The organism is Corynebacterium poyangense (genome assembly GCF_014522205.1).
Lineage (GTDB): Bacteria > Actinomycetota > Actinomycetes > Mycobacteriales > Mycobacteriaceae > Corynebacterium > Corynebacterium poyangense.
In genome coordinates this window covers 2,289,726-2,313,243 of sequence record NZ_CP046884.1, presented here as the reverse complement: position 1 = coordinate 2,313,243, position 23,518 = coordinate 2,289,726, and the positions used below count along the sequence as shown (strand labels likewise).

General features: G+C 54.1%; 23 protein-coding genes. 8 read left to right on the top strand and 15 right to left on the bottom strand.

Annotation, left to right across the window (positions count from 1 at the left end; all coding sequences use genetic code 11):
* Positions 1–6: 6 nt before the first annotated feature.
* From GP475_RS11015 to GP475_RS11005, 3 genes are read right to left on the bottom strand one after another with little or no spacing between them, the layout of a single operon-like run.
* The gene (locus GP475_RS11015) at positions 7–2,208 is read right to left on the bottom strand and encodes a serine/threonine protein kinase (RefSeq protein WP_187974409.1); all 2,202 of its coding nucleotides are present in this window, start codon (positions 2,206–2,208) and stop codon (positions 7–9) included.
* Between the two features lie 3 nt (positions 2,209–2,211).
* Complete coding sequence (locus GP475_RS11010) at positions 2,212–3,120, bottom strand: glutamate ABC transporter substrate-binding protein (protein WP_187974408.1); 909 nt, start codon at positions 3,118–3,120, stop codon at positions 2,212–2,214.
* On the bottom strand, positions 3,120–4,400 hold the full coding sequence (locus GP475_RS11005; RefSeq protein ID WP_187974407.1) for a hypothetical protein: 1,281 nt from the start codon (positions 4,398–4,400) through the stop codon (positions 3,120–3,122). The genes GP475_RS11010 and GP475_RS11005 overlap by 1 nt, the downstream gene beginning before the upstream one ends.
* A gap of 36 nt (positions 4,401–4,436) precedes the next feature.
* Between GP475_RS11005 and GP475_RS11000 the strand changes: the two genes are divergently transcribed.
* From GP475_RS11000 to GP475_RS10985, 4 genes are read left to right on the top strand one after another with little or no spacing between them, the layout of a single operon-like run.
* Positions 4,437–4,931, top strand: a complete 495-nt coding sequence (locus GP475_RS11000) for an NUDIX domain-containing protein (RefSeq protein ID WP_187974406.1) — start codon at positions 4,437–4,439, stop codon at positions 4,929–4,931.
* Positions 4,932–4,936: 5 nt separating this feature from the next.
* On the top strand, positions 4,937–5,857 hold the full coding sequence (locus GP475_RS10995) for an ABC transporter ATP-binding protein (RefSeq protein ID WP_187974405.1): 921 nt from the start codon (positions 4,937–4,939) through the stop codon (positions 5,855–5,857).
* Entirely contained in the window at positions 5,857–6,591 is a 735-nt protein-coding gene (locus tag GP475_RS10990; RefSeq protein ID WP_187974404.1) for an ABC-2 family transporter permease, read from the top strand. The genes GP475_RS10995 and GP475_RS10990 overlap by 1 nt, the downstream gene beginning before the upstream one ends.
* Positions 6,592–6,645: 54 nt before the next feature.
* On the top strand, positions 6,646–7,815 hold the full coding sequence (locus tag GP475_RS10985) for an HNH endonuclease signature motif containing protein (protein ID WP_187974403.1): 1,170 nt from the start codon (positions 6,646–6,648) through the stop codon (positions 7,813–7,815).
* Here GP475_RS10985 and GP475_RS10980 read toward each other — a convergent pair.
* Positions 7,810–8,895 carry a Na/Pi symporter gene (locus GP475_RS10980; RefSeq protein ID WP_187974402.1) on the bottom strand — a complete coding sequence of 362 codons (1,086 nt, stop codon included), beginning with the start codon at positions 8,893–8,895 and terminating at the stop codon, positions 7,810–7,812. The two genes, GP475_RS10985 and GP475_RS10980, sit on opposite strands and share 6 nt — an antisense overlap.
* Before the next feature lie 128 nt (positions 8,896–9,023).
* Here GP475_RS10980 and GP475_RS10975 point away from each other — a divergent pair, with 128 nt between their 5' ends.
* Positions 9,024–10,220 (top strand): multidrug effflux MFS transporter, encoded by a 1,197-nt coding sequence (locus GP475_RS10975; RefSeq protein WP_187974401.1) that lies wholly within the window; start codon positions 9,024–9,026, stop codon positions 10,218–10,220.
* 4 nt (positions 10,221–10,224) lie between these two features.
* Here GP475_RS10975 and cls read toward each other — a convergent pair whose 3' ends face one another.
* The 3 genes from cls to GP475_RS10960 are packed head-to-tail and all read right to left on the bottom strand — an operon-like array spanning position 10,225 to position 13,356.
* Positions 10,225–11,658, bottom strand: a complete 1,434-nt coding sequence (gene cls / locus GP475_RS10970; RefSeq protein ID WP_187975922.1) for a cardiolipin synthase — start codon at positions 11,656–11,658, stop codon at positions 10,225–10,227.
* A 29-nt stretch (positions 11,659–11,687) separates the two neighbouring features.
* Positions 11,688–12,446, bottom strand: a complete 759-nt coding sequence (locus GP475_RS10965; protein WP_187975923.1) for an exodeoxyribonuclease III — start codon at positions 12,444–12,446, stop codon at positions 11,688–11,690.
* Between the two features lie 10 nt (positions 12,447–12,456).
* Entirely contained in the window at positions 12,457–13,356 is a 900-nt protein-coding gene (locus tag GP475_RS10960; RefSeq protein ID WP_187974400.1) for an N-acetylglutamate synthase, CG3035 family, read from the bottom strand.
* Between the two features lie 15 nt (positions 13,357–13,371).
* Between GP475_RS10960 and GP475_RS10955 the strand changes: the two genes are divergently transcribed.
* From GP475_RS10955 to GP475_RS10945, 3 genes are read left to right on the top strand one after another with little or no spacing between them, the layout of a single operon-like run.
* A complete protein-coding gene (locus GP475_RS10955) occupies positions 13,372–13,590 on the top strand; it encodes a DUF3263 domain-containing protein (protein WP_187974399.1) in 219 nt (72 codons plus the stop codon).
* Positions 13,591–13,595: 5 nt separating this feature from the next.
* Positions 13,596–14,159: a LytR C-terminal domain-containing protein gene (locus GP475_RS10950; RefSeq protein ID WP_187974398.1), complete on the top strand. Its 564-nt coding sequence runs from the start codon at positions 13,596–13,598 to the stop codon at positions 14,157–14,159.
* Positions 14,156–15,274 (top strand): glutamate--cysteine ligase, encoded by a 1,119-nt coding sequence (locus tag GP475_RS10945; protein WP_187974397.1) that lies wholly within the window; start codon positions 14,156–14,158, stop codon positions 15,272–15,274. Before GP475_RS10950 ends, GP475_RS10945 begins: the two co-directional genes overlap by 4 nt.
* Here GP475_RS10945 and GP475_RS10940 read toward each other — a convergent pair.
* The 8 genes from GP475_RS10940 to GP475_RS10905 all read right to left on the bottom strand — a co-directional run bounded on the left by GP475_RS10940 (position 15,257) and on the right by GP475_RS10905 (position 23,463).
* Positions 15,257–15,625, bottom strand: coding sequence for a monovalent cation/H(+) antiporter subunit G (locus GP475_RS10940; protein WP_187974396.1), 369 nt, complete (start codon positions 15,623–15,625; stop codon positions 15,257–15,259). The two genes, GP475_RS10945 and GP475_RS10940, sit on opposite strands and share 18 nt — an antisense overlap.
* Positions 15,622–15,885, bottom strand: coding sequence for a monovalent cation/H+ antiporter complex subunit F (locus tag GP475_RS10935; protein WP_187974395.1), 264 nt, complete (start codon positions 15,883–15,885; stop codon positions 15,622–15,624). The genes GP475_RS10940 and GP475_RS10935 overlap by 4 nt, the downstream gene beginning before the upstream one ends.
* Before the next feature lie 6 nt (positions 15,886–15,891).
* Positions 15,892–16,392, bottom strand: coding sequence for a Na+/H+ antiporter subunit E (locus GP475_RS10930; RefSeq protein ID WP_187974394.1), 501 nt, complete (start codon positions 16,390–16,392; stop codon positions 15,892–15,894).
* A complete protein-coding gene (locus GP475_RS10925; protein WP_187974393.1) occupies positions 16,389–18,044 on the bottom strand; it encodes a Na+/H+ antiporter subunit D in 1,656 nt (551 codons plus the stop codon). The genes GP475_RS10930 and GP475_RS10925 overlap by 4 nt, the downstream gene beginning before the upstream one ends.
* Positions 18,037–18,519, bottom strand: a complete 483-nt coding sequence (locus tag GP475_RS10920; protein WP_187974392.1) for a Na(+)/H(+) antiporter subunit C — start codon at positions 18,517–18,519, stop codon at positions 18,037–18,039. Before GP475_RS10920 ends, GP475_RS10925 begins: the two co-directional genes overlap by 8 nt.
* Positions 18,509–21,400, bottom strand: a complete 2,892-nt coding sequence (locus GP475_RS10915) for a Na+/H+ antiporter subunit A (RefSeq protein WP_187974391.1) — start codon at positions 21,398–21,400, stop codon at positions 18,509–18,511. The genes GP475_RS10920 and GP475_RS10915 overlap by 11 nt, the downstream gene beginning before the upstream one ends.
* Positions 21,401–21,471: 71 nt before the next feature.
* Positions 21,472–21,933: an acetyl-CoA acetyltransferase gene (locus GP475_RS10910; protein ID WP_187974390.1), complete on the bottom strand. Its 462-nt coding sequence runs from the start codon at positions 21,931–21,933 to the stop codon at positions 21,472–21,474.
* Positions 21,934–22,140: 207 nt separating this feature from the next.
* Complete coding sequence (locus GP475_RS10905) at positions 22,141–23,463, bottom strand: dipeptidase (RefSeq protein ID WP_187974389.1); 1,323 nt, start codon at positions 23,461–23,463, stop codon at positions 22,141–22,143.
* Positions 23,464–23,518 lie beyond the last annotated feature (55 nt).

Sequence of the window (23,518 nt, the reverse complement as noted above, 5' to 3'; positions counted from 1 at the left end):
AATATATTAAAACCAAGTCACGGGGCGGACTTGATTAGCCATATCTACTAAGGAATAACGATGCCGTGGGAACGGCGCCATCCGGGCTTGAAGTCGCAGTGTTTCGGCCAAACCGATCCTTAATCCCCGCTGCGTAAAAGGATATTCAAATAACTCGTTGGGGCTGGCCGCAGCGCGTAAGTCAGCACCTCGCAAGAAGTTCAAGGCAGCTGACAGAACCGCGATTTTGATCTGGAAGAAGCGAGGTTCATTGGTGGGGATTTCTTCTAGGCGACGTGCTGCGCGTCGGATTCTGGACTCTGATAGTCTTCCGGAAATCAATTGCAGAATAGTGGTGAGCTGCGCCATACGATGATGCCGAGATGCCTGAGAAACCCGGTCTAGTGCGGCTACCGCCATTTCCACTTGGTTTTCTGCCATGAGCATTCGGGCCAACCCGAAAGCAGAAGACACCGTGGTGGGATTAGTGCGCCACACCACTGCGTAAAAGCGCATAGCATGGAAGCGAAGGCGCTCTGGTTCATCGTGAAGATTCACCAAGCGCTGAAAAGCCGCTGTGTCTAAATCCGCGAGGTTTCCTTCAAGATCTCCGGTGGCGTGAGTGACCTCAGGATCAAGTAAAGATTTATGCGCAAAACCATAGTTTTGGAGCCGCAATTCAGCAATGGCGGCCATAGCCAGCTTGGGGGCAGATTCTCCCGGCAGAATATCAAGAACCCGGTTGAAATGGTCCTGGGCCGCGGGATAATCCTCCAGCAATAAGTCCGTGACACCGGAATACCATTGGAAACGCCAGTCTTCACCCAGACGCGGTTGCAGATCAGCTAACCAGGAACGAGCGTCCCCGGTATAACCCAAGTCCAATAGGGCCCGCACCACGCCCAGTGGAATTTCTGCGGAGTGGGCATATTCTTCGGTGTGCATGGCCTGGCGCAACGTTTCTAAAGCTTCTTGAGGCTCGGTATAGGAAGATCCAGAGAGCATCGCCGCACCGACGTCATCACGGTCAATCAGAGGGGAGGCTAGGGCAGGAACCACCTCTGAAGCGGTGATTTGCACCATTCGTGCAATGCCGTCGATGAGTTGATCCGTGCGAAAAACCTGGTGTTTAGTGCCGAAGGTAGAGCGTTGGGGTGAAAAAAGCGAATGTTGGGCGGGGAATTGCTTGCCGTCGCGGACGGCGAGGATTTCCCGGAGTACCCCGAAAAGCTGAGTGCGCAGTTCCGCGACACTACGGAAACGCTGGGTGGGATCAGGATTGGTGCAGTGTTGGAGGAGACGGTAAAAGGACAGGTGGTGACGTAGCAGTGGTTCTTGGCTGGCATTGGGGAGATCACCGTACGCCCCGTCGACTACAGGGAGATTAAGCGTTAAGGCAGCTAGGGTGCGCCCTACGGTGTAGATATCAGAGGCAACGGATGGACCTTCGGTGGCAACCTCAGGAGCCTGGAAACCGCGGGTGCCGTAGATGTAGCCAAATGCCCCAATTCCAGAGACAGCACCAAGGTCAATGAGTTTGACTTGTTCTTCAGTGACAATGATATTGTCTGGTTTTAGATCGTTATACACCACTCCCCTGGAATGTAAGTATTCCAAGGCAGGAAGGATCTCAAGGATATAGCCGATGGCAATATCCGGGGGAAAGACTTTATCCGGTAAGACATTGCGTCGGCTTCTTAAACTAGGTCCGCCAACATATTCCATGACGATGAAACCGCCAGGTTGGCGCGGATCATCAATAAAGTTATAAATTTTGACAATGCCGGGGTGGGTAATATCAGCCAGGAATTCTCGCTCTGCTTCCGCCGCCCCGGAATCCATCCCCTGCATGCCTTTGAGAACAACCAACCGGCCGGAGACGTTGCGATCATTAGCTAAGTAAATCCACCCCATGCCGCCATGTGCGATAACCCCCAAGATTTCATATTGCCCGGCCACAACATCGCCTTCTTGAAGCTTTGGGGCTGGAATGCCCTTGGCCTCATTGGGGTTTATGAGCGCGGCCTTGGGATTAGTCAGCCCCACGAAGGGAAGATGAACCATTCCATCCGCTACGGTGCGGCCCAGCCGCCGAACCGTCCGATTGCGCCGAAAAGTACTAATAGCCTCTTCGCGAGCCCGCCGGCTGGTATCTAACCCTAAGGAGAAATCATCATCCTCATCAGCGAAGGGATCAAAACGGACTGCTTCAGTGCCGGTTTCCGCCATGTCTTAACTCTCTCTGGATCCAAACCATGTGGTGTACATCCGATCCCAGGTGCCATCGGCATGAATCCGAGCCAAGGTCGCATTAACTCGACGAATAATGCTCTCATTGGATAGCGCGGCGCTGACCCCATACTGATCATGGTGCAAAGATTCCGAGAGCACTACGACATAGGGGTCTTGAGCTTGAATGCCCGCCAGAATCCGATCATCACCGATAATGGCATCCGCCTGGTGCTGTTGCAGAGCTAAGAGGCAATCAGACCAATTACGAACCACAAGCTTGCGAGCGCCCGGAGCCCGGCGTCGAGCCTCCTCCAGGGCGATAGAATTCCCGGTAGTGCACAAGGTCTCAGTTGACACATCAGCAATGCTACTAATACCTGACCCCCGAAGCGCAGCTAAACGAGTATTAGTCCACAAATAAGGCTCTGAAAAAAGCACTTTTTCCTGCCGGTCTCGGGTGATGGAAACCGTACGAATTACCAGGTCAACGGTATTATTTTGAAGAACTGAGGTGCGGTCCGCAGAATCAACATAACGAAACTCCACGGCTTTAGGATTATGGAAGATATCGCGTGCGATTTCGTGAGCGAGGTCCACCTCAAATCCACGTTGCTCTCCCAAGGCTGGATCCCGGAAGGACAATAAATACTGAGACTGATCGACCCCCACCACCAGCCGACCCCGGCGAATGATGGAATCAATAGGGGCATAGGGATCTGCAGGCTGAGAAGGCAGAAGATGATCAGTGTCGATTTCGTGGGGCTCTACCGCGCCGGGCTCCTCAAATGCCGCGCCCAAAGGCAACTGCTTGTGGAGAGGCGCGGGTGGGGTTTCCTCAGTGGTATCTGGGGGACTAGAACATGCTGTTAGCCCGAGGAGTACCGCAGCTAAGCACAGAAAAATACGCATTAGAGGTACTCCTGTAGCCGAGGCCTAATTCCTAGGACAATAGAGATCACTGCGCAGAGAGACAATACCGCCACCGCTACTGATACCAGTCGAGTGGCAGCTAAGCCTTCATACAATAATGTGCGCATGGAATTACGAGTATCCGAGATTAACTGGGCTAAAGCACTGTCTAAAGCATCATACTGATCAGTGGTGGCCAAAGAAACCGCTTTATCGAAATTACCTTCGGAGATAGCCGTATTCAAGCGATTGTGGGAATCCTGCCAGCTGAGTAAGGCTTTACGGGCAGGCTCGACGGCCTCTGCACCGCGCACACGCTCAACCTCTTCTAATGCGTGCTGGACTGAGGCGACAGCCTGGTCAAAATCTCCGGCAGGTTGACGTCGGACCAATGCCAAGGTTTCATCGGTACGGGCCTGGTGGGTAGAAATCCGTGCTGCCGTCAAAGACTCCCACGGTTGGGTAGCCTGCTCGAAACTCCGCGCCCCGGCAGACCAGGTAGCGTAATTAGAAATAGAAACCCACAATAAAGCCACCAGCATGAAAGCTGTTGCGGCCAGAAAACCCTTGTTGAAACGACGCCTGGTCAGGCGCCACAACCACCACTGCGCCACAATTAATAACAACACTGCGGCTACTAGGCCGGATAAGGGAACCCACTGCGGGCGAGGCAACTCGCGCTGTTGCTCGGTGACGCGAAGGGACGTGGTAGTGAAAAGCTGCCGAGCGGCAGGGAGAATCCGTTCCCTCATGAGAGAAGAAGCATCCGCCAAATACGCCACACCAACGGGGTTGCCGAGTCGATTATGGGTGCGTGCCGTTTCTACCAGTCCGGTATAGATAGGCAGCTGGCGACGGATTTCCATGGCGTTATCACCCATCGCTATGGCTGCGTTATCGATAGCTTGCTCATAGCGGGCACGGATGTCCGCGTTTTCCGCCCCACCCTGAATAAAACCAGTGGTAGCCAGAGAATCTGCAAGCGAAAGCGAAGTATAGAGATTGTGGGCAGCGTCACTTTGAGGTTCTGTGGTGGATAGCAAGGTGTCGAGCTTATCCTGGCGATCCGCAGAAGAACTGGACATGGAAAACCCTGCTGCCCCAATTGCTAAGGCAAGAATCACGGTTAGGGTGAGCATTTTGCCGGGGGTGGTGGTGATGTAGAGCAGGATACGTCGTACCCGAACTAAAGGGCGAGCAAAAGTATCGAGCACGCGGTGGCGTTGTTCGTGCCCCTGGTCTGCGGGCAGTGAGTCCAGCCAATGGTCCTCGGAGTCCATTGCCCTAGAATAGCCTCTCGCACTAGCCTCGGTGACATGAAGGGCGATGGAAACGGATGGTCTGCAGCCCCCAACGGGGGGAAAGCCTGGGGACGATATGGGGCAGCAGGACTATGTATCTATGCCCCGACCACCGGAGAAATCCTGCTTCAGCACCGGGCGCACTGGACCAATATGGGTGGGACGTGGGCCCTGCCCGGTGGGGCGCGAGACTCCCACGAAAGCGCCGAAACCGCTGCACTACGGGAAGCGGAAGAAGAAACCGGAGTCCGTGCGACGCAACTACAAGTACGTGCCACTATTGTGACAGCTGGCCCTTTTGATGCTGATCCGACGCGTCCAGAGCTTGCCGGTGGATGGACATACAGCACGGTTATTGCCCACACCCGGAGTGGAGAACCAGTACCGGTGATCCCCAATGAGGAATCGCTAGAACTCCGATGGGTACCGCTAGATGAGGTAGAAACCTATCCATTGCTGCCCGCATTTGAAGAGTCGTTCGCCTCGGTGAAACAAATTGTGGCACTGTAGAAACCATGATTGAAGTCCAGGGACTCACCAAACAATACGGCGATGTGCTTGCGGTCGATGACCTCAGCTTCACGGTCCAGCCGGGCATCATCACCGGATTCCTTGGGCCCAACGGGGCCGGAAAATCCACCACAATGCGGATGATTCTAGGGTTGGATACCCCCACCCGCGGGCAGGCGCTGATCAACGGCAAACCATATCAGCAGATTGAGAAGCCACTTCATCAGGTAGGGGCCTTGCTCAATGCCAATGCCCGCCACCCGAATAGATCTGCGTACCAACACCTCCGATGGATAGCTCAGTCCAACGGGATCCCAAAATCTCGCGTAGATGAGGTTCTGTCCTTAGTTGGGCTGAGCGAAGTGGCAAAGAAAAAAGCCGGAGGATTCTCTCTGGGGATGGGGCAGCGCTTGGGGTTAGCTGCCGCTATGTTGGGAGACCCCGACATACTGATGCTGGATGAGCCGGTCAATGGACTAGATCCAGAAGGGATCCGATGGGTGCGCCAACTTCTGCGACACCTGGCGGAAGAAGGGCGCACCGTGCTGGTTAGCTCCCATTTACTCAGTGAAATGGCGCTAACAGCGGACCATTTAGTTGTCATTGGTCGCGGCAAACTTATAGCAGATACATCGACGCGCAACTTCATCCAAGACCACTCCCAATCAACCGTGGTGGTGCGGACGTGCCACCATTGGGAATTCCTGGGCGCGTTGGAAGAAGAAGGAATCCCAGCCTGGGAAAGCACTGATGAGGAAGGTCGCGCCACAATAGAGATACCAGATCAAACCACCGACCTCATTGGGGGACTTGCCTATTCTGTGGAGATTATGTTGGAAGAATTAAGCTTAAAGCAGGCTTCTTTGGAAGACGCCTTCATGGAGATTACCGGGGATGCGGTGCAGTACCAGGCGGAGGTGAAGTAATGCTCAACACCATAGGGGCGGAATGGATCAAGTTGCGGACCACCATGTCATTCTGGCTGACATCGCTATTGGTGGTATTTTTTGGAGTGCTCTTTGGTGCGCTCTTCGGTGCGCTAAGCCAAGATCAAGAACTTAGCACAACCGTGCTTCTGGGTGGGATATACCCGTTCAGCATGATTGTCATCGTGATCCAAGCGGTCATGATCATCACCACCGAATACCGATTTGGCTATCAAACCACTACTTACCTGGCTCAACCACGCAGATGGATAGTGGCAATTGCAAAACTACTCCTCTACGTCCTCATTGGGGTAATACTCACTTTCTTCACCGTAGTAGCAACCCTAGTCATAGCGCGCCTCTTCAAACCCGACAGCACATTTAACCCCTTCACCGATGAGGCAGCTCACCGAGCCATGTGGGTATTCCCCGCAACAGCCGCAATGGTCATCACTCTATCCCAAGGCGTAGGTTTGTTACTCCGCCAAACTGCAGGAGCGGTATCGCTAGTTCTCATGTGGTTTCTACTCATTGAGACCGTGCTTACCCTCATTCCTCGAATAGGGAAACATCTGGGGGACTGGGCTCCTTTTATGAACCTGGGAATCTTCGTCAACGACTCCGCTAAGCCAGACGGGGTGATGAATTCTAGTCAAGCGGGTTGGTATTTTCTAGCCTGGGCCGTGAGCCTGTGGATAATTGGCCTAATTTTTCTCATCAGGCGGGATGCCTAACAGGCAGCGTCGTCGAGCCAGCGGAAAAGCTAAACTCCCGATAACGTCCCCACTGTGGATATCAAAGACGTTGTCACTGCTTATCATCAGCGCGGGGCTGAAGTGATTGAATTTGTTTATTCTTTCGGCACTCATGCTAACGCTGCCGAGCAGATAGCCCGCACATTACTCATGCCAATTGCCCGGGCGCGAGCCATGATGATCCTGGGGAAAGCTATGTATGGTCCTTGCCCGCGGCATGAGAAACGACAAGTGAGAGAAGCAAACACGATATTGGCGCGACGGATGGGCGTCGGACTTGAAATGCTGCTGATGATCCATTCTCAAGTGAAACAACTCAGTCTCCAAGCTCCGCTGACGAGGGAAGAATTACGAGCCGAACTATTAGCGCTGAGCAAGGAGATGAGTGTCGATGAAATGCGAGCACACGCAGCACGACGAGTCCAGGAGCTAAACCCTGGAGGGGTTCGGCGCGAATGCCGGTACCTGAGGTTTTCACGCAGCATCGGCGCAGATGGGTTGCGGGCTATGATGGTGCGGCTCCCGGAGCAAGAAATGATGAGAGTTAGGGAAGCTGTAGACGCCCGGGTTCAAGCAACATGGCGTAGTGGGAGCAATCGCCGTCATGAACAAGCGCGAGCCGACGCACTTCACGACCTATTAGCTGGCGCGTCTGTGGTGGGAGAAGTACCGGTACGCCGTCTAGAACCAACAATTGTGATTACGACTCGAGATGCGGCAGGAGAAGTCATTGATACCGAAACCGGTCGGACTTTCGGACTCAGTGACGGATCCACCATGACCCTAGAAGAATATGCCAGCATACAACTCGCAGATACCGGCTACGTGGTGGTGTGCGATGCGGACAATGCGCCGGTAAACGCCTACCGGATCCAGCGACTAGCCAACTGGAAACAACGCCACATCCTAGAAGCTGAACAACTGGTATGCGGCAATGCTAATTGCGGATGCGCAGGAAATATGTGCCAAGTACACCACATTAAGCCATGGGAACAAGGCGGAGAAACAAACCTGGCGAATCTAATGCTGCTATGCCCGACGTGTCATGCCCGGGTGGACCGAGATCCAGAATGGAAACTCAATGGATACAACGGGAGAGACCCTGACGGGAGAACCTGGCATCAAGACCCCAATGGGAAACGCAGGTACACCATGTTACCGATTCGAAAATTGGGAATTAGGGGAGTAGCCGCCACCTTATGATGCGGCGAGAATGAAGATTGCTGGCGCGATGATGTAGCTGCTTAGCAAGAAAAAGAAGCTGAGCGCATAGCCAAGTTGGGCGATGCGCGAATTCAGTGTGCCTGCGTACAGGAGGAGAGTGCGCAACGCGGGAAAGCATAGTAAGGCTATGGCGCCTATGAGATTAAAGAAGAGATGGATGAGGGCTGCTTGAACAGCTGCGGTGTTGAGATAAAAAGCAACGATGAGCGAAAGTAAGGTGGTCCCGACATTTGCACCAACTATAAGTGCCAGGGCATCACGTTGCCGAATGGGCCGAGTCACGGTAAAAGCAAGAAGCGAACAAATTGTCACGGTTGAAGCTTGCACCATCATGGTGATGAGGGTTCCTACCAGGACTCCTAAGGAAAATGAACGTCCAGGGGCTCGTTCCATGAGGGTATGAGTGGTAGTCGCCATCAGGGTGTTTAACAGTGCCGCGATGATACGTACCGATATAAGAATGAGGAAAGCCCCACAGATAAGACTAAAAGTGGGGTTGAAAACTAGAGGTGAGTGGTTTGTTGGCGGGGTAATTGTGTCCAGATGACTGAAATGCTGAAAAGGGTGGGCAAGAAGTTCTAGAGGAAGCAATAAAGCCACTAAACTCACGTTGAACCACATGTGCATACCAGCAGTGTGGATGGCTCTTTGATATTGATCTTGGTTTCGAAAAAAGCTGAATGCAACCAAAAAGGGAGTGAAAGTAGTACCAATGTTGGCGCCCATAATAATGGGGACTGCAGCTTCGAGGGGGATTAAACCTCCACCGACTGCAGTAACAGTGAGTGCCGTTGTTGCCGATGATGATTGGATCACTGCAGTGAGGACTATTCCGAGTGCTAGCCCTAGGAACGGATTATGTGCCCGTGCTACGAGGGGAGAAATCGCTTGAGAACCGGAAATTACTAAATTTATGCCGAAAAGGACAGTGGCGATGGCAAAAGCTATTCCGGCAATGCGCACTGCTGCGCCCATGGTGGAAATGATGCACACGTCGCGGTCTTTTGGGATCGAACGGGGATTGATGAATTGGTGGGTGCCGGGGAGTTTTGTAGGCACTGGCTCAATTCACCTCCGCAATATGAGTACCATAACCCTATTCTTAACGTACACTGCAGAATGCCCATGGAGTAAAGTATGTGCAGCCCGGCTCATGACCGGGAGCAATATTTGAAGGGATTTTGACGTTGGCTTCACGTCAGTCTGGGTTATCTTTACCACTTTTATTCGGGTTGGCGCTGCTTTCAGCTTCAGCTCCTTTTGCGACAGATTTGTATTTGCCGACTTTGCCGCATATTGCTGAACAGCTGAATACCACAACTTCCGCGGTACAATTGACGCTTTCCGGTTTTATGGGAGGAATGGCTATTGGTCAGCTCCTCATAGGACCGATTTCTGATACTACGGGGCGTCATCGGCTGCTGGTTTTGGGCGCTATTGTAGCTTTGATCTCATCAATTCTGGCGGCCCTGTCCCCTAGTATTGGGATTCTTATCGCGGCTCGTCTGTTGCAGGGATTAGGCTCCGGGGCGTGCATCGTCATTTCTCGCGCAGTGATTCCTGATTTGGAGCGTGGCAAGCGCGCCGCAAAAGCTTTTGCTGTCATGATGACCATTCAGGGTGTGGCCCCGGTAGCGGCTCCAGTTCTCGGTGGGTTATTGGCGGAACCGATTGGGTGGCGCGGTTTGTTTTGGGTCCTTACCGCTATTAACGCAGCGCAACTTTTGGTTGCGTTGTTTGTAGTTCCTGAAACTAAACCCCCAGAGGAACGATCTCCGCTCAAGGGAATTTTAGGAAACTATGCCTATGTGCTGCGTAATAAGGCTTATTGTGGTTTCACACTAACGTTCGCCTTCGCTTTCGCCGCAATGTTTTGTTATATTTCGGCTTCACCTTTCGTAGTGCAATCCCAAATGAATTTCCAGCCTTGGGTCTTTTCCGCTGTCTTTGCCATCAACGCCTTTGGTCTCATTGGGGGAAATTATTTCAATTCGCGCCTCATCGATGTCATGGACACCATGCAGATCCTCCGCGTTGCTCTCCTGATAATGTTGGCCGCCTCATTGGGGATTATGGTGGTGAGTTTCTTCACCATATCGCCCTGGCTGATTTTGCCGTTGCTCTTTATTGCTGTTTCCCAGTGCTCCCTAATCATGGGTAATGCCACCGCCATGGGCACTGGCGAGGTTCGAAAGCGGGCAGGTTCTGGTTCGGCAATTATGGGTTTTGCGCAATTTGGTTTAGCTGCAATTGTCAGTCCGCTCATGGGGTTGGGAAGCAACGCTGCTTTCACCATGGGGGTCGGGATGAGTTTATCGGTGTTCGTGGCGTTGTTGGCGTCGGGTGTCGCGGTTCGCCATCGTTCCCTGGGGGAGGGATTTTAATAGTTTATTGCAGCGCTGAGGTGAGCTTCATGGCATTGTCTATGTAGCGACGCACCAGGCTTCGTCGGTTCCAGGTCTCTAGGCTTAGTTCTTGTGATACTCCTAGGTAGGTGTCGGTGAGCTCGGTGAGTTCGGAAATCATGGAGCCTTGGGGGACCATGAGGGATATTTCATAGTTGAGACCAAAGCTGCGGAAATCCATATTGGAGGATCCGATGATAGCTAGGGGATTGTCCCCGGTTGGGTCCGCCACCACATACTTGCTGTGGAGGACGAAGGGGCGGGGGAAAAGATAGATATGGACCCCCGCTTCCAGCAATACTTGGTAGTAGCTGGATTGGGCGTGGTGGACCACAAACTGATCGGCCTTTTCGGAGACAAATAGTTCCACCCGAACTCCCCGGTAGCAGGCGCTGGTAACAGCTTCTAGGAGAGATTCATCAGGGATAAAGTAGGGGGAACACAGCACCAATCGTTCTTTTGCGTGGTGCACCACCGACGTAAACATTCTCAAATTCGGTTCTGTAGTATAACCAGGCCCCGAGGGGACAAGTTGCGCGATATTTGGAGTGCTGTGAGGAAGGGGTGGCGCGTTGCGTGGGGGCTGCACGTTGATGGTTTCACCGGTTTCGCTGTACCAGTCGATAGCAAAGATCAGTTCCAGTGAAGTAACAATGGGTCCGCTAATTTCAGTCATGATATCGACCCACTGCCGGTGATTTCGGACGTTGGTGCGGGTGAGATAGCTGCGGTCAATGAGGTTTTGGGATCCCATAAACGCCCGTTGTCCATCAACGACCAGGAATTTACGGTGGTTTCGCAGATCGGGCCGTCGGAAGCGCCCCTTCCAGGGCTGCAAGGGCAGCATGACACGCCAGTCGATGCCGGCTGCGGTGAGGCGTCGGCCTATTTTCCAGTAGCCAGGATATTTCCAGCTTCCGACATGGTCAAAAAGTAGCCGCACCTTGATGCCACGGTCAACGGCACGGGATAGCGCTTGGAATACGACGTCAGTAGTGTCATCCCAGGTAGTGATGTAAATCTGGAGGTGCACATATTTTTTTGCGCGGTCAATAGCGCGTGCCATGGCGCGAAGGGCTTCATCATAGTCAGTATGGATTCCATGATGGTCGCAGCGTACCGCTGGCATTCCGGTGAGACGTCGATTCATGTGGAGAATGCTGGCAATTTCCGCTTGAAAGGAGTGCCCTTGGGGATGATCTGGAACATCGGCCTGGACGTCTTCGATCATCAGTGTTGCTTCTTGCTGGATGCGGTGGCGGCGCCGGTTGATGTAGGGGCTGCCCATGAGGAGGAAGAGCGGCAATCCCACAATGGGGATCAAGAGGATCGCTAATAACCAGGCGGTTGAGGAGCTTGGGCGGCGGCCTTCTGGAACAAAGCCCACCGCAATGATCTTGATGCCATAATCTAGCATCAGCCCCAAAAGCTGCCAGGTATCAAAGTTCACAGCGCTACTTCCACAATGAGGGGAGCGTGGTCACTTGCGCCGCGACCTTCGCGTTCTTCGCGGTCTACCATGCTGTGGCGGACGTTTCTGACAAGCCCGCTGCTTCCCAGATGGAAGTCAATCCTCATTCCTTCATCTTTATGAAAGCGTCCGCCCTTATAGTCCCAGTATGTCCACCCGGATTGGGGGCATAGGTCGGTTAAGCCACTATCGAGGAGCTTTCCTAGTGCGGCGCGTTCAGGTTCGGTGACGTGGGTTCGTCCTTCAAATAGTGCGCGGTCCCACACGTCCTCATCGGTTGGGGCGATATTGAAGTCTCCGCTAAGAAGGAGTGGTAGTTGCGGGTTGTGGCGCAGGGTGTCGGAGACCGCATGGGATAATTCCTGCAGCCAGTGCAGTTTGTAGTGGTAGTGGGGGGCGGAGATGGCTCGACCGTTGGGGATATAAAGGCTCCAGCACCGCAGCGGCCCACAGGTAGCACCAATGGCGCGGGCTTCTCCGCCGGGTTGGCCAGGAAATTCGGTGGAAATATCACTGATTCCGATCCGCGATAGTATTGCCACCCCATTCCATTGGTTGAGTCCGTGATGTGCGCTGTCGTATCCCAGTTCCTGAAATTGTTCTCGGGGAAATTGTTCATCCTTGCATTTGGTTTCTTGCATGAGGAGAACATCAATGCTGTGGCGTTGCACAAATTCTACAACCCGATCCGCTCGGGCCCGCGCCGAATTTACATTCCAGGTGGCAATGCGCATGGCCACTACCTTAGCGCCACCGCGCATATCGGTGCCGATGGTGCTCAATAAATCCCAAGGATTCATAGAGTTTTCGCCCAGCGGAATTGCTCTCGAGTACCTGAAGATATGCGTGCGACGCTCCCTTTCGCGCTGCCCAGGCTAAGATACCCTGCCCAAGTACGCGTCCCAGCCCTTGTCGTCGCCATTCGGGCCCGACGTTTACCCCGGAGATCCCCACATACCCATCCAATATATGCAGTCGGGCAATTGCTTTCCCTGCTAAGTCCACGTAATAGGCGGTTCCTTCGAGTAGCCCATCGTCTTCAGGCAAGGCTTGTCCACGGAATTCATAAAGGCTGAGCCAGTAGTCCGGGGGACGCCGATGTACTCGGAATTCTGGCACTTCTGGCCAATCTTCTTCCCCAATGAGGGTGGTCATTACCAGGATATCTGGCCCGATGTCCCATTGTTGCGGGCTAAGACGTGGTGCTATGCGATCCGGAATGAGGATCTGCATTGGTAATCCGTGTTGGTGATAGAAGGCGTGCAGTTCTTTGATGGGAAGTTGGTCATACAGGACGCTAGGCCCAAGGGGGGCTGCGGAGTTTGATCTTTCGGTAATTCCGTGGCCAGCGCGCATCAGCCACTGCCCGTTGGAGCTCCATTGGTGGTGGGTACCGGGAAACGCCATTGCAGTTAAGCGTTCAAGCTCACGGATTTCAGAGTTGCGCACGCGGCGTGGGGAGAGGCGTCGAATAATCTGGATGTCTTCTGCTGGTATGGAGATGGCCGGCGTATTGGAGGGTAGCCCACCCACTTTTTGGGGGCGGATCACGAGTGGATCAAGACTAATAACGTGGCCGATAATGTCGCTCAAGTGGTTGCCGTTGCGGCGTCGGACCACGACGCGGTCACCGATAGTTGTCATGGCTACAGTTTAGACATGCGAGATTTGGAGCCTGATGAGGTGCAGATGCTGGAATTTGAGCAGAATGCGCCGCGACGCCGTGGAGCGAAAGAGGAACTCATTAGGCGCGAGCTGGGGATGAACCCGGTAAGGTATCATCAGCGGCTTAATCAACTTCTCGATGATCCGGCAGCACATGCCGCTTATCCTTCATTGGTGGCGAGGCTGCGTCGGATTCGGGACCGGCTAAGGTAGGAACTGTGACTCAGGATCAAGATAACCGCAGTGGACGACTTCCCCTTCGTGGACTAGCCATGGTGTTTATCGCTATCGCCGTGATTCTGGCGATGTGGGGGGTTTATGCTTTCATCTCTCGCGATAAAGATGATGAGGCTGTATCCGTTTCCGCCCCTACTACTGCTGTTTCCTCGAGCAGCGTAGCGCCCCCTCCTACCCAGCCCCAGTCTCCGTCAGTAGCAACTCCGGCTCCGGCACCCTCTTCTGAGGTTGCGTCCTCGGCTCCCGCACCGGCGGTTGCTAAGCTCAATGTGTTGAATAACTCTACTGAGCCTAAATTGGCTCAAGATATTTCTGAGAAGCTCAGCCGGGAATTTCCTAAGGGAGTGGTAGGTAACTTGCCGGAAGAGAAACGGAAGCTAGAAAAAACGACGGTCTTCTATCATCCTGGCCATGAAGAAAGCGCACGCAAGCTTGCCAATCAGGTTGGTGGGGAGATTGCCGAATATGACCCTTCTTTTCTCCCAGACAATACCCGTGGGGCAGATGATTTAACCCTTGTTTTGGTGAATAGGCCTTCTCTGTGACTCAGCAGTTCAATGCTTCCGCGAAGCCTACTTTAGGGGTGGAGTGGGAATTAGCTTTAATTGATCCTCAATCTCGTGATTTGGTGCCGCGCGCCGCTGATCTGATCAACGCTACGACCACCGATATTCAGTTGGAGCGGGAATTTCTTCAAAACACCGTGGAATTAGTCACGGGGGTATGCTATAACACGCCAGAAGCCATAGCGCAGTTGCGCCAAGGGGTGCATGATCTTCAGACGGCTGCGGCCTCATTGGGGGTGAAGTTATGGTCTTCAGGTTCACATCCCTTTTCTGATTTCCGAGAAAACCCGGTCTCAGAAAAGGGACATTACACAGAAATCATTGAGCGCACTCGCTACTGGGGTAACCAAATGCTCATCTGGGGGGTGCACTGTCACGTGGGGGTAAGCCATCAGGACCGGGTGTGGCCTATCATCAATGCCCTGATGACGAAATATCCTCATCTCTTGGCGCCTTCTGCCAGTTCACCTGGGTGGGATGGTCTTGATACTGGCTACGCCTCTAATCGCACCATGCTGTATCAGCAGCTTCCCACGGCTGGTATGCCACCCCAATTGCGCAGTTGGCAGGAATGGGAATCCTATATGGTTGATCAGTCCCGCAGTGGAGTAATCAACCACACCGGCAGTATGCATCTAGATATTCGCCCCGCCGGTAAATGGGGCACCATTGAGGTTCGGGTGTCCGACGCCCCCTCGAATCTGCATGAGCTTTCTGCAGTGGTAGCGCTAACCCATTGCTTAGTTATTTATTATGACCGCTTATTGTCGGAGGAGGGGCCTGCTGCTTTGCCGAGTCTCCAACCTTGGCATTTAACGGAAAATAAGTGGCGTGCTGCTCGCTATGGTTTGGATGCTTTGATTATCACCGATCGTGCTACCAATGAGGCCTGGGTGAAGGATGAATTGTATTCCTTGGTAGAGCTTCTTGAACCCACAGCGAAGGAGTTTGGCTGTACCCAGGAATTGCATCAGGTAGAGGAGATCTTAGTGCAGGGCGCTGCTTATCAGCGGCAGCGAGAGATGCTGCAGGAAACGGGCAGTTGGCTGCCAGTGGTGGATATGACCTGTGCGGAATTATTGGCGTCGATGTGATCGCACGGGGCGGTTGGCAGGTGCGTCGTTGCGTTCCATTTCCCCGTATAGTCCTTCGCGACGGGTAATTCTTCCGACGCGCTGAGCAGTCACCGGGTTGGTGAGCATGGCGAAGAACACTAGGAGCACCATGATTCCCACATCGCTGCGTTGAGCGAGGGAGAAATCCGGGTGGCCGACGACGTGCAGAATAGAGCCGATGATAGTTAGCACTAGTCCAGTAGTTTGGGGTTTGGTCACTGCGTGGATGGTGGAAAGGGTGTCGTGGAATCGGTGGACTCCGACGGCCGCGGAGAAGCAGAGAATCGCACCGCTGAGGATCATGAGTCCAGAAATAAAATCAATAATCATGAGCCATCTCGCTTTCGGAATCTAGCTACCGATACAGAACTGATAAACCCTAGCAGCGCTACCACCATCATGGCATTGGCAATGGTGGTATCGAGGGTCCAGCAGATGAGGGTGGCGAACATGCACTGGATCATGGCAATGAGGCCATCTAAGCCTAGAAGCCGGTCGAGGGAATTCGGCCCAATGAGGATCCGCCACATAGTGAGAAGAAATGATAGGGCAAATAGAATTCCGGACACGAGTAGCACGGCGTTAAACATCGGTCATCACACTCTCTCAAAGCTGCGAATCAGGCTTTGTTCTAGTTTTTCAACTCTGGCTAATTCCCGCGGAATATTTCGGGCGTCTAGGAGGTGGATCGTCAGCATCCGATTTGCAATGTCAATGTCGGTGATTGCTCCTCCGGGTTGGAGGTTGTACATCATAGCGGCTAGAGCCAAGATGGCGTCGGACTGGACCCGCATGGGGGCGCGCACAATGGCAGTGGGGGGTGGGGCGTGGGGTCTTAACGCAAGCCAGGCTACTTGTATGGAGGCATGAAATAGGTTTACCCACCAGTGGAAGACGAGCCGAACAATAGCCCCCCAGTTAATGGTAATTCCTTCAAGCGGCATGGCTGGGAGGGGTAATCCCAGGACCACGATTAACGCTATTCCCAGTCCGGCAAGGAGGTTCCCCCAGGTGAGCTGGCCCATGAGAAGAATCCACATGGCGGTGAGGAAAAGAACGGTCCAGGGTTGGAAACGCCGTTTGATTCCGGACATCATGGGGCTATCTCCTTGCGGGCATCGCCGCCGTTATCGAGGCGTTCTGGGGTGAGGGTGCGGCCGGGGTGGTCCCAGTTGTCGCCGAGCACGGCGGAGCGGTAGAGAGCTGGGTCAGAGACGGAGTCTGCGCTGCGGGTGGTGATGTCGCTGATGGGGCCGGCAAAAATGGTGACTGCTACTGAGGCCGCAACAAGTGTTGCGGTGGATGCCACCATCCCAAAGGGAATGCGTCCGACGTCATCGCGGTCGGAGAATTGGACCTCATCCGTGACCTCAGCTAGGGGTGCAGGTCGGGCGAGGGCGAGCGCACCTTCTGGGGCGTCGCGCCGGTCGCGCCAGAATCCTTTGGACCAGACCAGGATCATCGTGTAGAGGGTGAGCAAACTGGTAGCTATGGCCCCTCCGATGAGCAGCCAAGATAAAATCCCGCCTTCTCGTGCCCCGGCTTGAATGAGGATGAGTTTGCCAATGAATCCGGAGAAGGGTGGGATTCCACCCAGGTTAATGGCGGGGATGAAATAGAGTATGGCGATGACGGGGGAAATATAGGCCAAGGAGCCGAGTCGGCGAAGCGAGGAGGTTCCCGCTTGGCGCTCAATTAGCCCGACGACGAGGAATAAGGCGGTCTGGACCAGAATGTGATGAATGGCGTAGAAGATTGCGCCAGATAATCCCATAGGTGAGCCGAGTGCTACGCCAAAAATCATGTAACCGATGTGACTGACCAGGGTAAAAGACAGTAAGCGTTTAATATCTGCCTGGGCCATGGCGCCGAGAATACCCATGAGCATGGTGGCCAAGCCCACCACCATTAACAGGTCGTCGAGGGAACCATCGTAGAACATGACGGTGCGGACGCGGATAATCGCATAGACGCCTACCTTGGTGAGTAAACCGGCAAAGACCGCGGTTACGAGGGAAGGGGCGGTGGGGTAGCTATCGGGCAGCCAGGCGTCGAGGGGGAAAACAGCAGCTTTAATGCCGAAAGCCACCAGCAGTACGCCCAAGATGGCGGCTCGGGTGCCGGTAGGAATATCTTCCATTCTGAGGCCGATATGGGCCATGTTCATAGTTCCGACCGACGCATATACCAGGGCGAGGGCAAAGAGGAAGACCATCGAGCTTGCCATGGAGACCATCACGTAACCCACGCCGGCGCGGACTCGGGATGGGGAGGCTCCCAAAGTGAGCAGAATATAGCTGGCTACCAGGAAGATCTCAAAACCAACGTAGAGGTTAAATAAGTCTCCGGACAGGAATGACAGGTTCACCCCCATACTGAGGAGTAGGTAGGTGGGGAGAAAGACGGCGACAGGTTCATCGTCACCACCATCCCTAATACCCTGGGAAATGGCGTACCACACCACGCAGAATAAGACGATGGCGCTGACCGTGAGCATTATGGTGGACAGACGGTCAGCTACTAGGGTGATCCCAATGGGTGCATCCCAGCCACCTATTTGCAGGGTTTGTGCTCCTTCGATATCCACCCACCAGATCATCGCCCCATTGAGCGCAATGAGAGCCAGAAGGGTAAGGAAGGCGACGGCCCGCTGCCCAAAAGGGTGCCTGCTGAGTAACAATGCGATAGCAGCCGCCACCGCAGGCAAGATGATCGGCATAGGAATGAGGTAGGGCATAAGCTCAGCCATTCTTCTCTGCCTCCTTTACCGGTGCCTCAAAGCTGACCGGGCCAAAGACATCACCCTGCCCAGTCATCTTCCCGGTTTCAGGATCATCCGAGGCATCATGGTCGGGTTGAGCGCTGGCTGTGGTGGGGCGGGCCGCGATGGCAGTATCTTCCACGTCGTCTTCAATCAAGTCAGCGGTGCGGTAGCGGTACTGCCGATACGCCAGCGTCAAAATAAAGGCCGTCATCGCCATAGAAATCACAATGGCGGTCAAAATCATTGCTTGTACCAGGGGATCGGCTTCCTCGCCGAAGCCGCGACCTATAATTGGTGGTGCTCCAGCCGGGCCTCCTGCTTGCAAAATAAGGAGGTTCGCGCCATTGCCCATGAGGAGAAGACCAAGCATCATTTTGGTCATGGCCCGGTCCAATATCAGGTACACTCCGGCGGAAAACATCGCGCCTGCAGCTATGAGTAAGAAGAGATTAGCGACCACGATTTAGCTCTCCTTCCTGGCGCATAGACTTCGCGCGGTCTCTGGCACGTTGCCTACGCATTTCTTCGTCTCGGTCTAGCTGCCCGCCGAGGGAGCGCAAAATATGCAAAATAAGTCCAATAACGATGAGGTAAACTCCCAGGTCAAAAAGGAGTGCGGAGGCTATGTGGAGATCCCCAATGAGGGGGAGTTCAACGTCCCACACCTTCGAGGTCAATGGCGGGTAGCCCAACGTCATGGGCCAGATAGCGGCCAGGGCGGAAATGATAAGGCCGCTGCCAAGAAGTTTCCCGGCGTCAATAGGGAGGGCCTCTTCCAGTTCTTCTCGCCCCCCGGCAAGATAGCGCAGTGTAAACGCGAGGGCGGCAACTAAGCCGCCAGCAAATCCGCCGCCAGGTGCGTTGTGTCCAGCGAAGAAAAAGTAGATGGACAGGACCATCATGGCGGGGAAGAGAAGCCGGGTAGCGACATCGACCATAAGGGACCGGTTTCGGACTTTTTCGCCGCCTACTTGGCCAGCGAGCCATCTGCGATTCGCTACGCGGAGGGTCGGGCGACGAGAAGGTCGCGCGAAGGATTGTCCACGATAAATCAGTGAGGCCACCCCGATGGCGGCGATCACCAAGACGGTGATTTCACCGAAGGTATCCCAAGAGCGAATATCTACGAGGAGAACGTTGACCGCGTTATCGCCGTGGCCGATATCCTTAGCCAGGGTCGGAATATCTGTGGCTATGGGTTGTTCTACTCGGGAACTTATGGCGTGCAACGCCAAAGTAGTAACGCACACCCCCACCAGAATTGACAGCCACGCCCGAGCCCGGTTACTGCGAGGTTCTCCCCGCCATTGAGCTTCAGTGGGAAGTTTTCGTAGTACCAGCATGAATACCACCATGACGATGGTTTCCACCAAGGTTTGGGTTAAGGCAAGATCAGGCGCGCCGTGGAGAGCGAAAATCATAGCCATGCAGTAGCCGGTGACCCCCACCAAGATCACCCCCGATAACCGATTTTGGCTCACTGCAGCCCCGATGGACACCACCACGATGGTTAAGGCCAACACGGACTGCCAGGGGGTATCCCACAGCATCATGCGAACTTCGGGACGGTGGCCAAGAATAAGAGCCGAAAGCGGAAGCAGAGACAAAACTAAGAAAATAATCCCCAGATTGATTGTCAAAGAACCGCGCTGGGTGGAGGCAGTAATCCTAAGGGATAGGTTTCTTAAGAAATCCAAGGTGGCATCATAAGCGGAATCTGCAGATCCCAAGCCAGGAAGCTCAAATTGGAAACGCCTGAGGAAATCTCGTTGCCAAAACATGATCGCACCCCCAGCAATAATCACTGCCGATAGCAGAAGCGGAATATTGAAGCCGTGCCACAGCGCCAAGGTGTGAGTGGTTTGTTGGGGGAAAACACTACCCAGGTGGGCGTCGAGCCCCAGAGATAGCGGCCTAGGGTAGAGGCCAAACCCTAGGCTCAGTACCGTCAGTACTGCCGGAGGTAGCCACAGTAGTGGGCCAGCGGGATGGAGATTTTTGACGGCATCGCTGGGCTCCTCCTGGCCTTTTTTAGCAAAAGCGCCGTACAGAAAGTACAGCGAATACGCCATGGTCAACATAGATCCCAACACCAGCCCCACGAGCATAAGATTCCCCGGCATTCCGGTCAGCAGGGTTTCATGGAGCACAGCATCGAGGGCGGTTTCCTTGGCAATGAACCCGAAGAGGAGTGGAATGCCGGCCATGGAGGCTGCGGCTAGAGCCGCGCAGGTGCTCAAGAGTGGCTGCGCGCGGCCTAATCCGGCCAGCTGCGTAATATCTCGCGTGCCGGTGGAATGATCTATGGCCCCCACCACCATAAAGAGCGTGGCTTTAAAAAGTGAGTGAGCAAAGGTTAACGCAAGACCAGCCTGGATTGCTTCAGCTGAGCCAATGGCCATCACTGAAATGATAAAACCTAGTTGCGATACTGTTCCGTAGGCCAGAATGAGTTTTAGGTCTCGCTGTTTGAGCGCCATCCAGCCACCGAGCAACATGGTGAATACTCCTAGCGGAATCAACACCACATGCCAGGAAGCAACCACGTTGAAATCTGGGGCAAGGCGGGCGACCAGGTAGATTCCAGCTTTCACCATGGCTGCGGAGTGAAGGTACGCCGAGACGGGAGTGGGGGCAGCCATAGCGCCGGGAAGCCAGAAGTGCGCTGGAGCGATGGCTGATTTGCTAATGGCTCCGCACAAGATCAAGGCTACGGCGGCAGCAATCCGGGGAGTGAATTCCCAGTGCTGATAGAGGGGAATATCTGATAACAACCAAATGCCGGTTTGTCTCCCTAACAGCACAATCCCCACGAGCATGACCAACCCGCCCAGGGCGGTAATCATCAGAGCTTGTCCTGCTGAGCGCCGCGAGGATGCTCTTTCTCCGTAATAGCCCACCAAGAGGAAAGACAATACTGAGGTGATTTCCCAGAAGATGTACATCAGCAGGAGAGAGTTCGACGTCACTAGGCCAAACATTGCGGTAGCGAAAGCCACCATCTGCCCTCCGAAGAGGGACAGTCGCAGGGGATTGGAGTCAAAATATCCCCAGCAGTACAGCAGCACGAGAGCGCCTATGCCGAGAATGATCAAGCTAAAGAGGGCGGCTAGTGAGTCAAGCCGGAAGTTAAGATCCAGGTGGAATTGTGGCAGCCAGCTGATCTGTGTGGTGATGTGCCCACCTTGGGTGAAGGTTCCGCTGAAAAAGAGGCTGAGGATCCAGAGGAATCCACTGCCGGGGACGAGGGCTAAGAGGCCGAAAGCTGGTCTGCCACACACGCGGACCAACGTGGGCGCGAGGATCGCGGCGAGCGCGAGTGCGCCTAGTAGGATCATCACGAGTTCATTGCTCCCCAAAAATTCCTATGTGTGGCTACACGTACGTTGTTCTAGTGTACATGTCCCATTTTTTAGGAGTGGATTCTTTCAGCAGCACAGCTCATGGCGGTAGCGATAGAGTTTTCGGGGTTAGCGCCAAATCCGATAGCCCACGCAGTTTTCCGCAAATATTGGTGCCGGACTTTCAGCATGGTCACTGTCGCAGAGAAGATTTCTCGCTGATGAAAACTCTGGATTTCAACGTATCTACCCAGGTCCCCAAGAAATTGAGTACAGGCAGATATCGGACCATGGGCCCGAACTTCGCGGTGGAGATGTCGAGTGGGATGAGTCTTTGAGCTGCAAATCAACTCCGCGTGGAAGTTTTCTCCCCACTGCTGAAGTTGAGTGATCCTCACACTAGGAGTTGGTGAATAAATTGTGGTGAATAATTCCCAATCCATTTCCCTCGCCTCTTCTTTAAATCCGAGAGGCAAGTGAATATCCCCACCAAAACGGCGCTGAAGTGGATCAATAGATGTGGTAGTAAGCATGGCGTCGGTCCTTTAGGAGTGAGAGCGGAAAATGTGGTGGACCGACTCCGTCGAAAGGCTGGGTGATTAACGACTACTTCCCCGCGTGCGGGGGTCAGTCCCTATCCCGCACCGGGGTACGTAGCCTTGGCTACTCGACGAAGATGTACCGCAAATTGTGCCATGCGACACACTCTAAATCAGTGGAGGATGTGGTGCAAATCCTTCCTATTCTCCCCGGTAGTGCAGCAAAAAGTCAGCTTCGGCTGCAGCTATCCGTTCAATCTCCGTGGGATCTACTGATTCGTTGGGGGAGTGGATAGAGCATTGCGGTTCTTCGACCCCGAATAGTGCAATCTCTGCTTCAGGGTAGGCCGATTGCAGGGCGCTGGTCAGCGGAATGGATCCACCTGAACCCATTTCTGCGCAGTGCTCCTGGCCGTAGGCTTTAGCCAGCGCAGCAGCCAAGGCCCGGGCAGCCGGACCGCTAGTATCTGCGGCAAAAGGTTGATTTCCTTCCCACGTTTCTACCTCAATTTTTGCCCCAAAGGGAACGTTATTCTTGAGATGGGCTATCAACTTATCCATGGTGTCAAGGGTGTCCATTCCAGCTGGAACCCGGAGGTTGAGGCGAGCAGAAGCAGTAGCTGGCACCGCATTGACCGCCTGATCTACTGGAGTGGAACTAAAACCAGTGATGCTAATAGCGGGCCGCGCCCACACCATATCTGCGGGTAGGTCGTTTTCTGCGCCCATGAGTTGTACCCCATCCAGCACCCCGGCGTCCTGGCGGAATTGTTCGGCAGGATAAGGCTCTCCTGTCCACTTTCCGGAACAATCCACCCCTTCAATAACGGTGCGTCCTTGGGGATCTCGCAAGGTGTCCAGTAGACGGACTAAGGCGGCTACTGCATCCGGTGCAGCACCTCCAAAGCTTCCAGAATGAACGGGTGCCTCCAAGGTGTTCACGGTGACGGCAATCTGCGCACCTCCTCGCAAGCAGGTGGTAAGAGTGGGATGTCCGACGGCAGCGTTGCCGGAATCAGCAATAAAGATGACATCGGCGGCGAAGAGTTCTGGGCGGTCCTTGATGAGCTGATCTAACCCCTCTCCGCCTTGTTCTTCGGAGCCCTCAATGAGGACCAAGATTCCTAGAGGCGTGCCACCAGCCTGTTCTACTTGCCGCAAGGCTTCCAGATGCATCACTAAATTGCCTTTACAGTCTGCGGCGCCGCGCCCATACCACCGACCGTCACGTTCAGTCAGAGTGAAGGGGTCAGATTCCCACTTTTCGCTTTCCCCAGCAGACACCACGTCGTAGTGGGAATAGAGCAAGATGGTAGGCATGCCGGGTTCGGGTGCTTTTCGTCCCAAGATGATCGGGGCATCATCAACAGTGGGAACGACCTCTACCTCAAGATTTGCTTTCTTGAGAGCTTCGCTCACCCACTGGGCAGCCCCAGCGTGCTGGTCGACTAATTCTGGATCTCCATGCACAGAATTAAAGGAGACCAGCTCTTTCAGATCCTGGAAAATACTCTCTCGTGTCATGTGCTCCTAGTGTACTGTCTTGCACTCTCGGGGCGTGACTGCTAAAACGGGATCT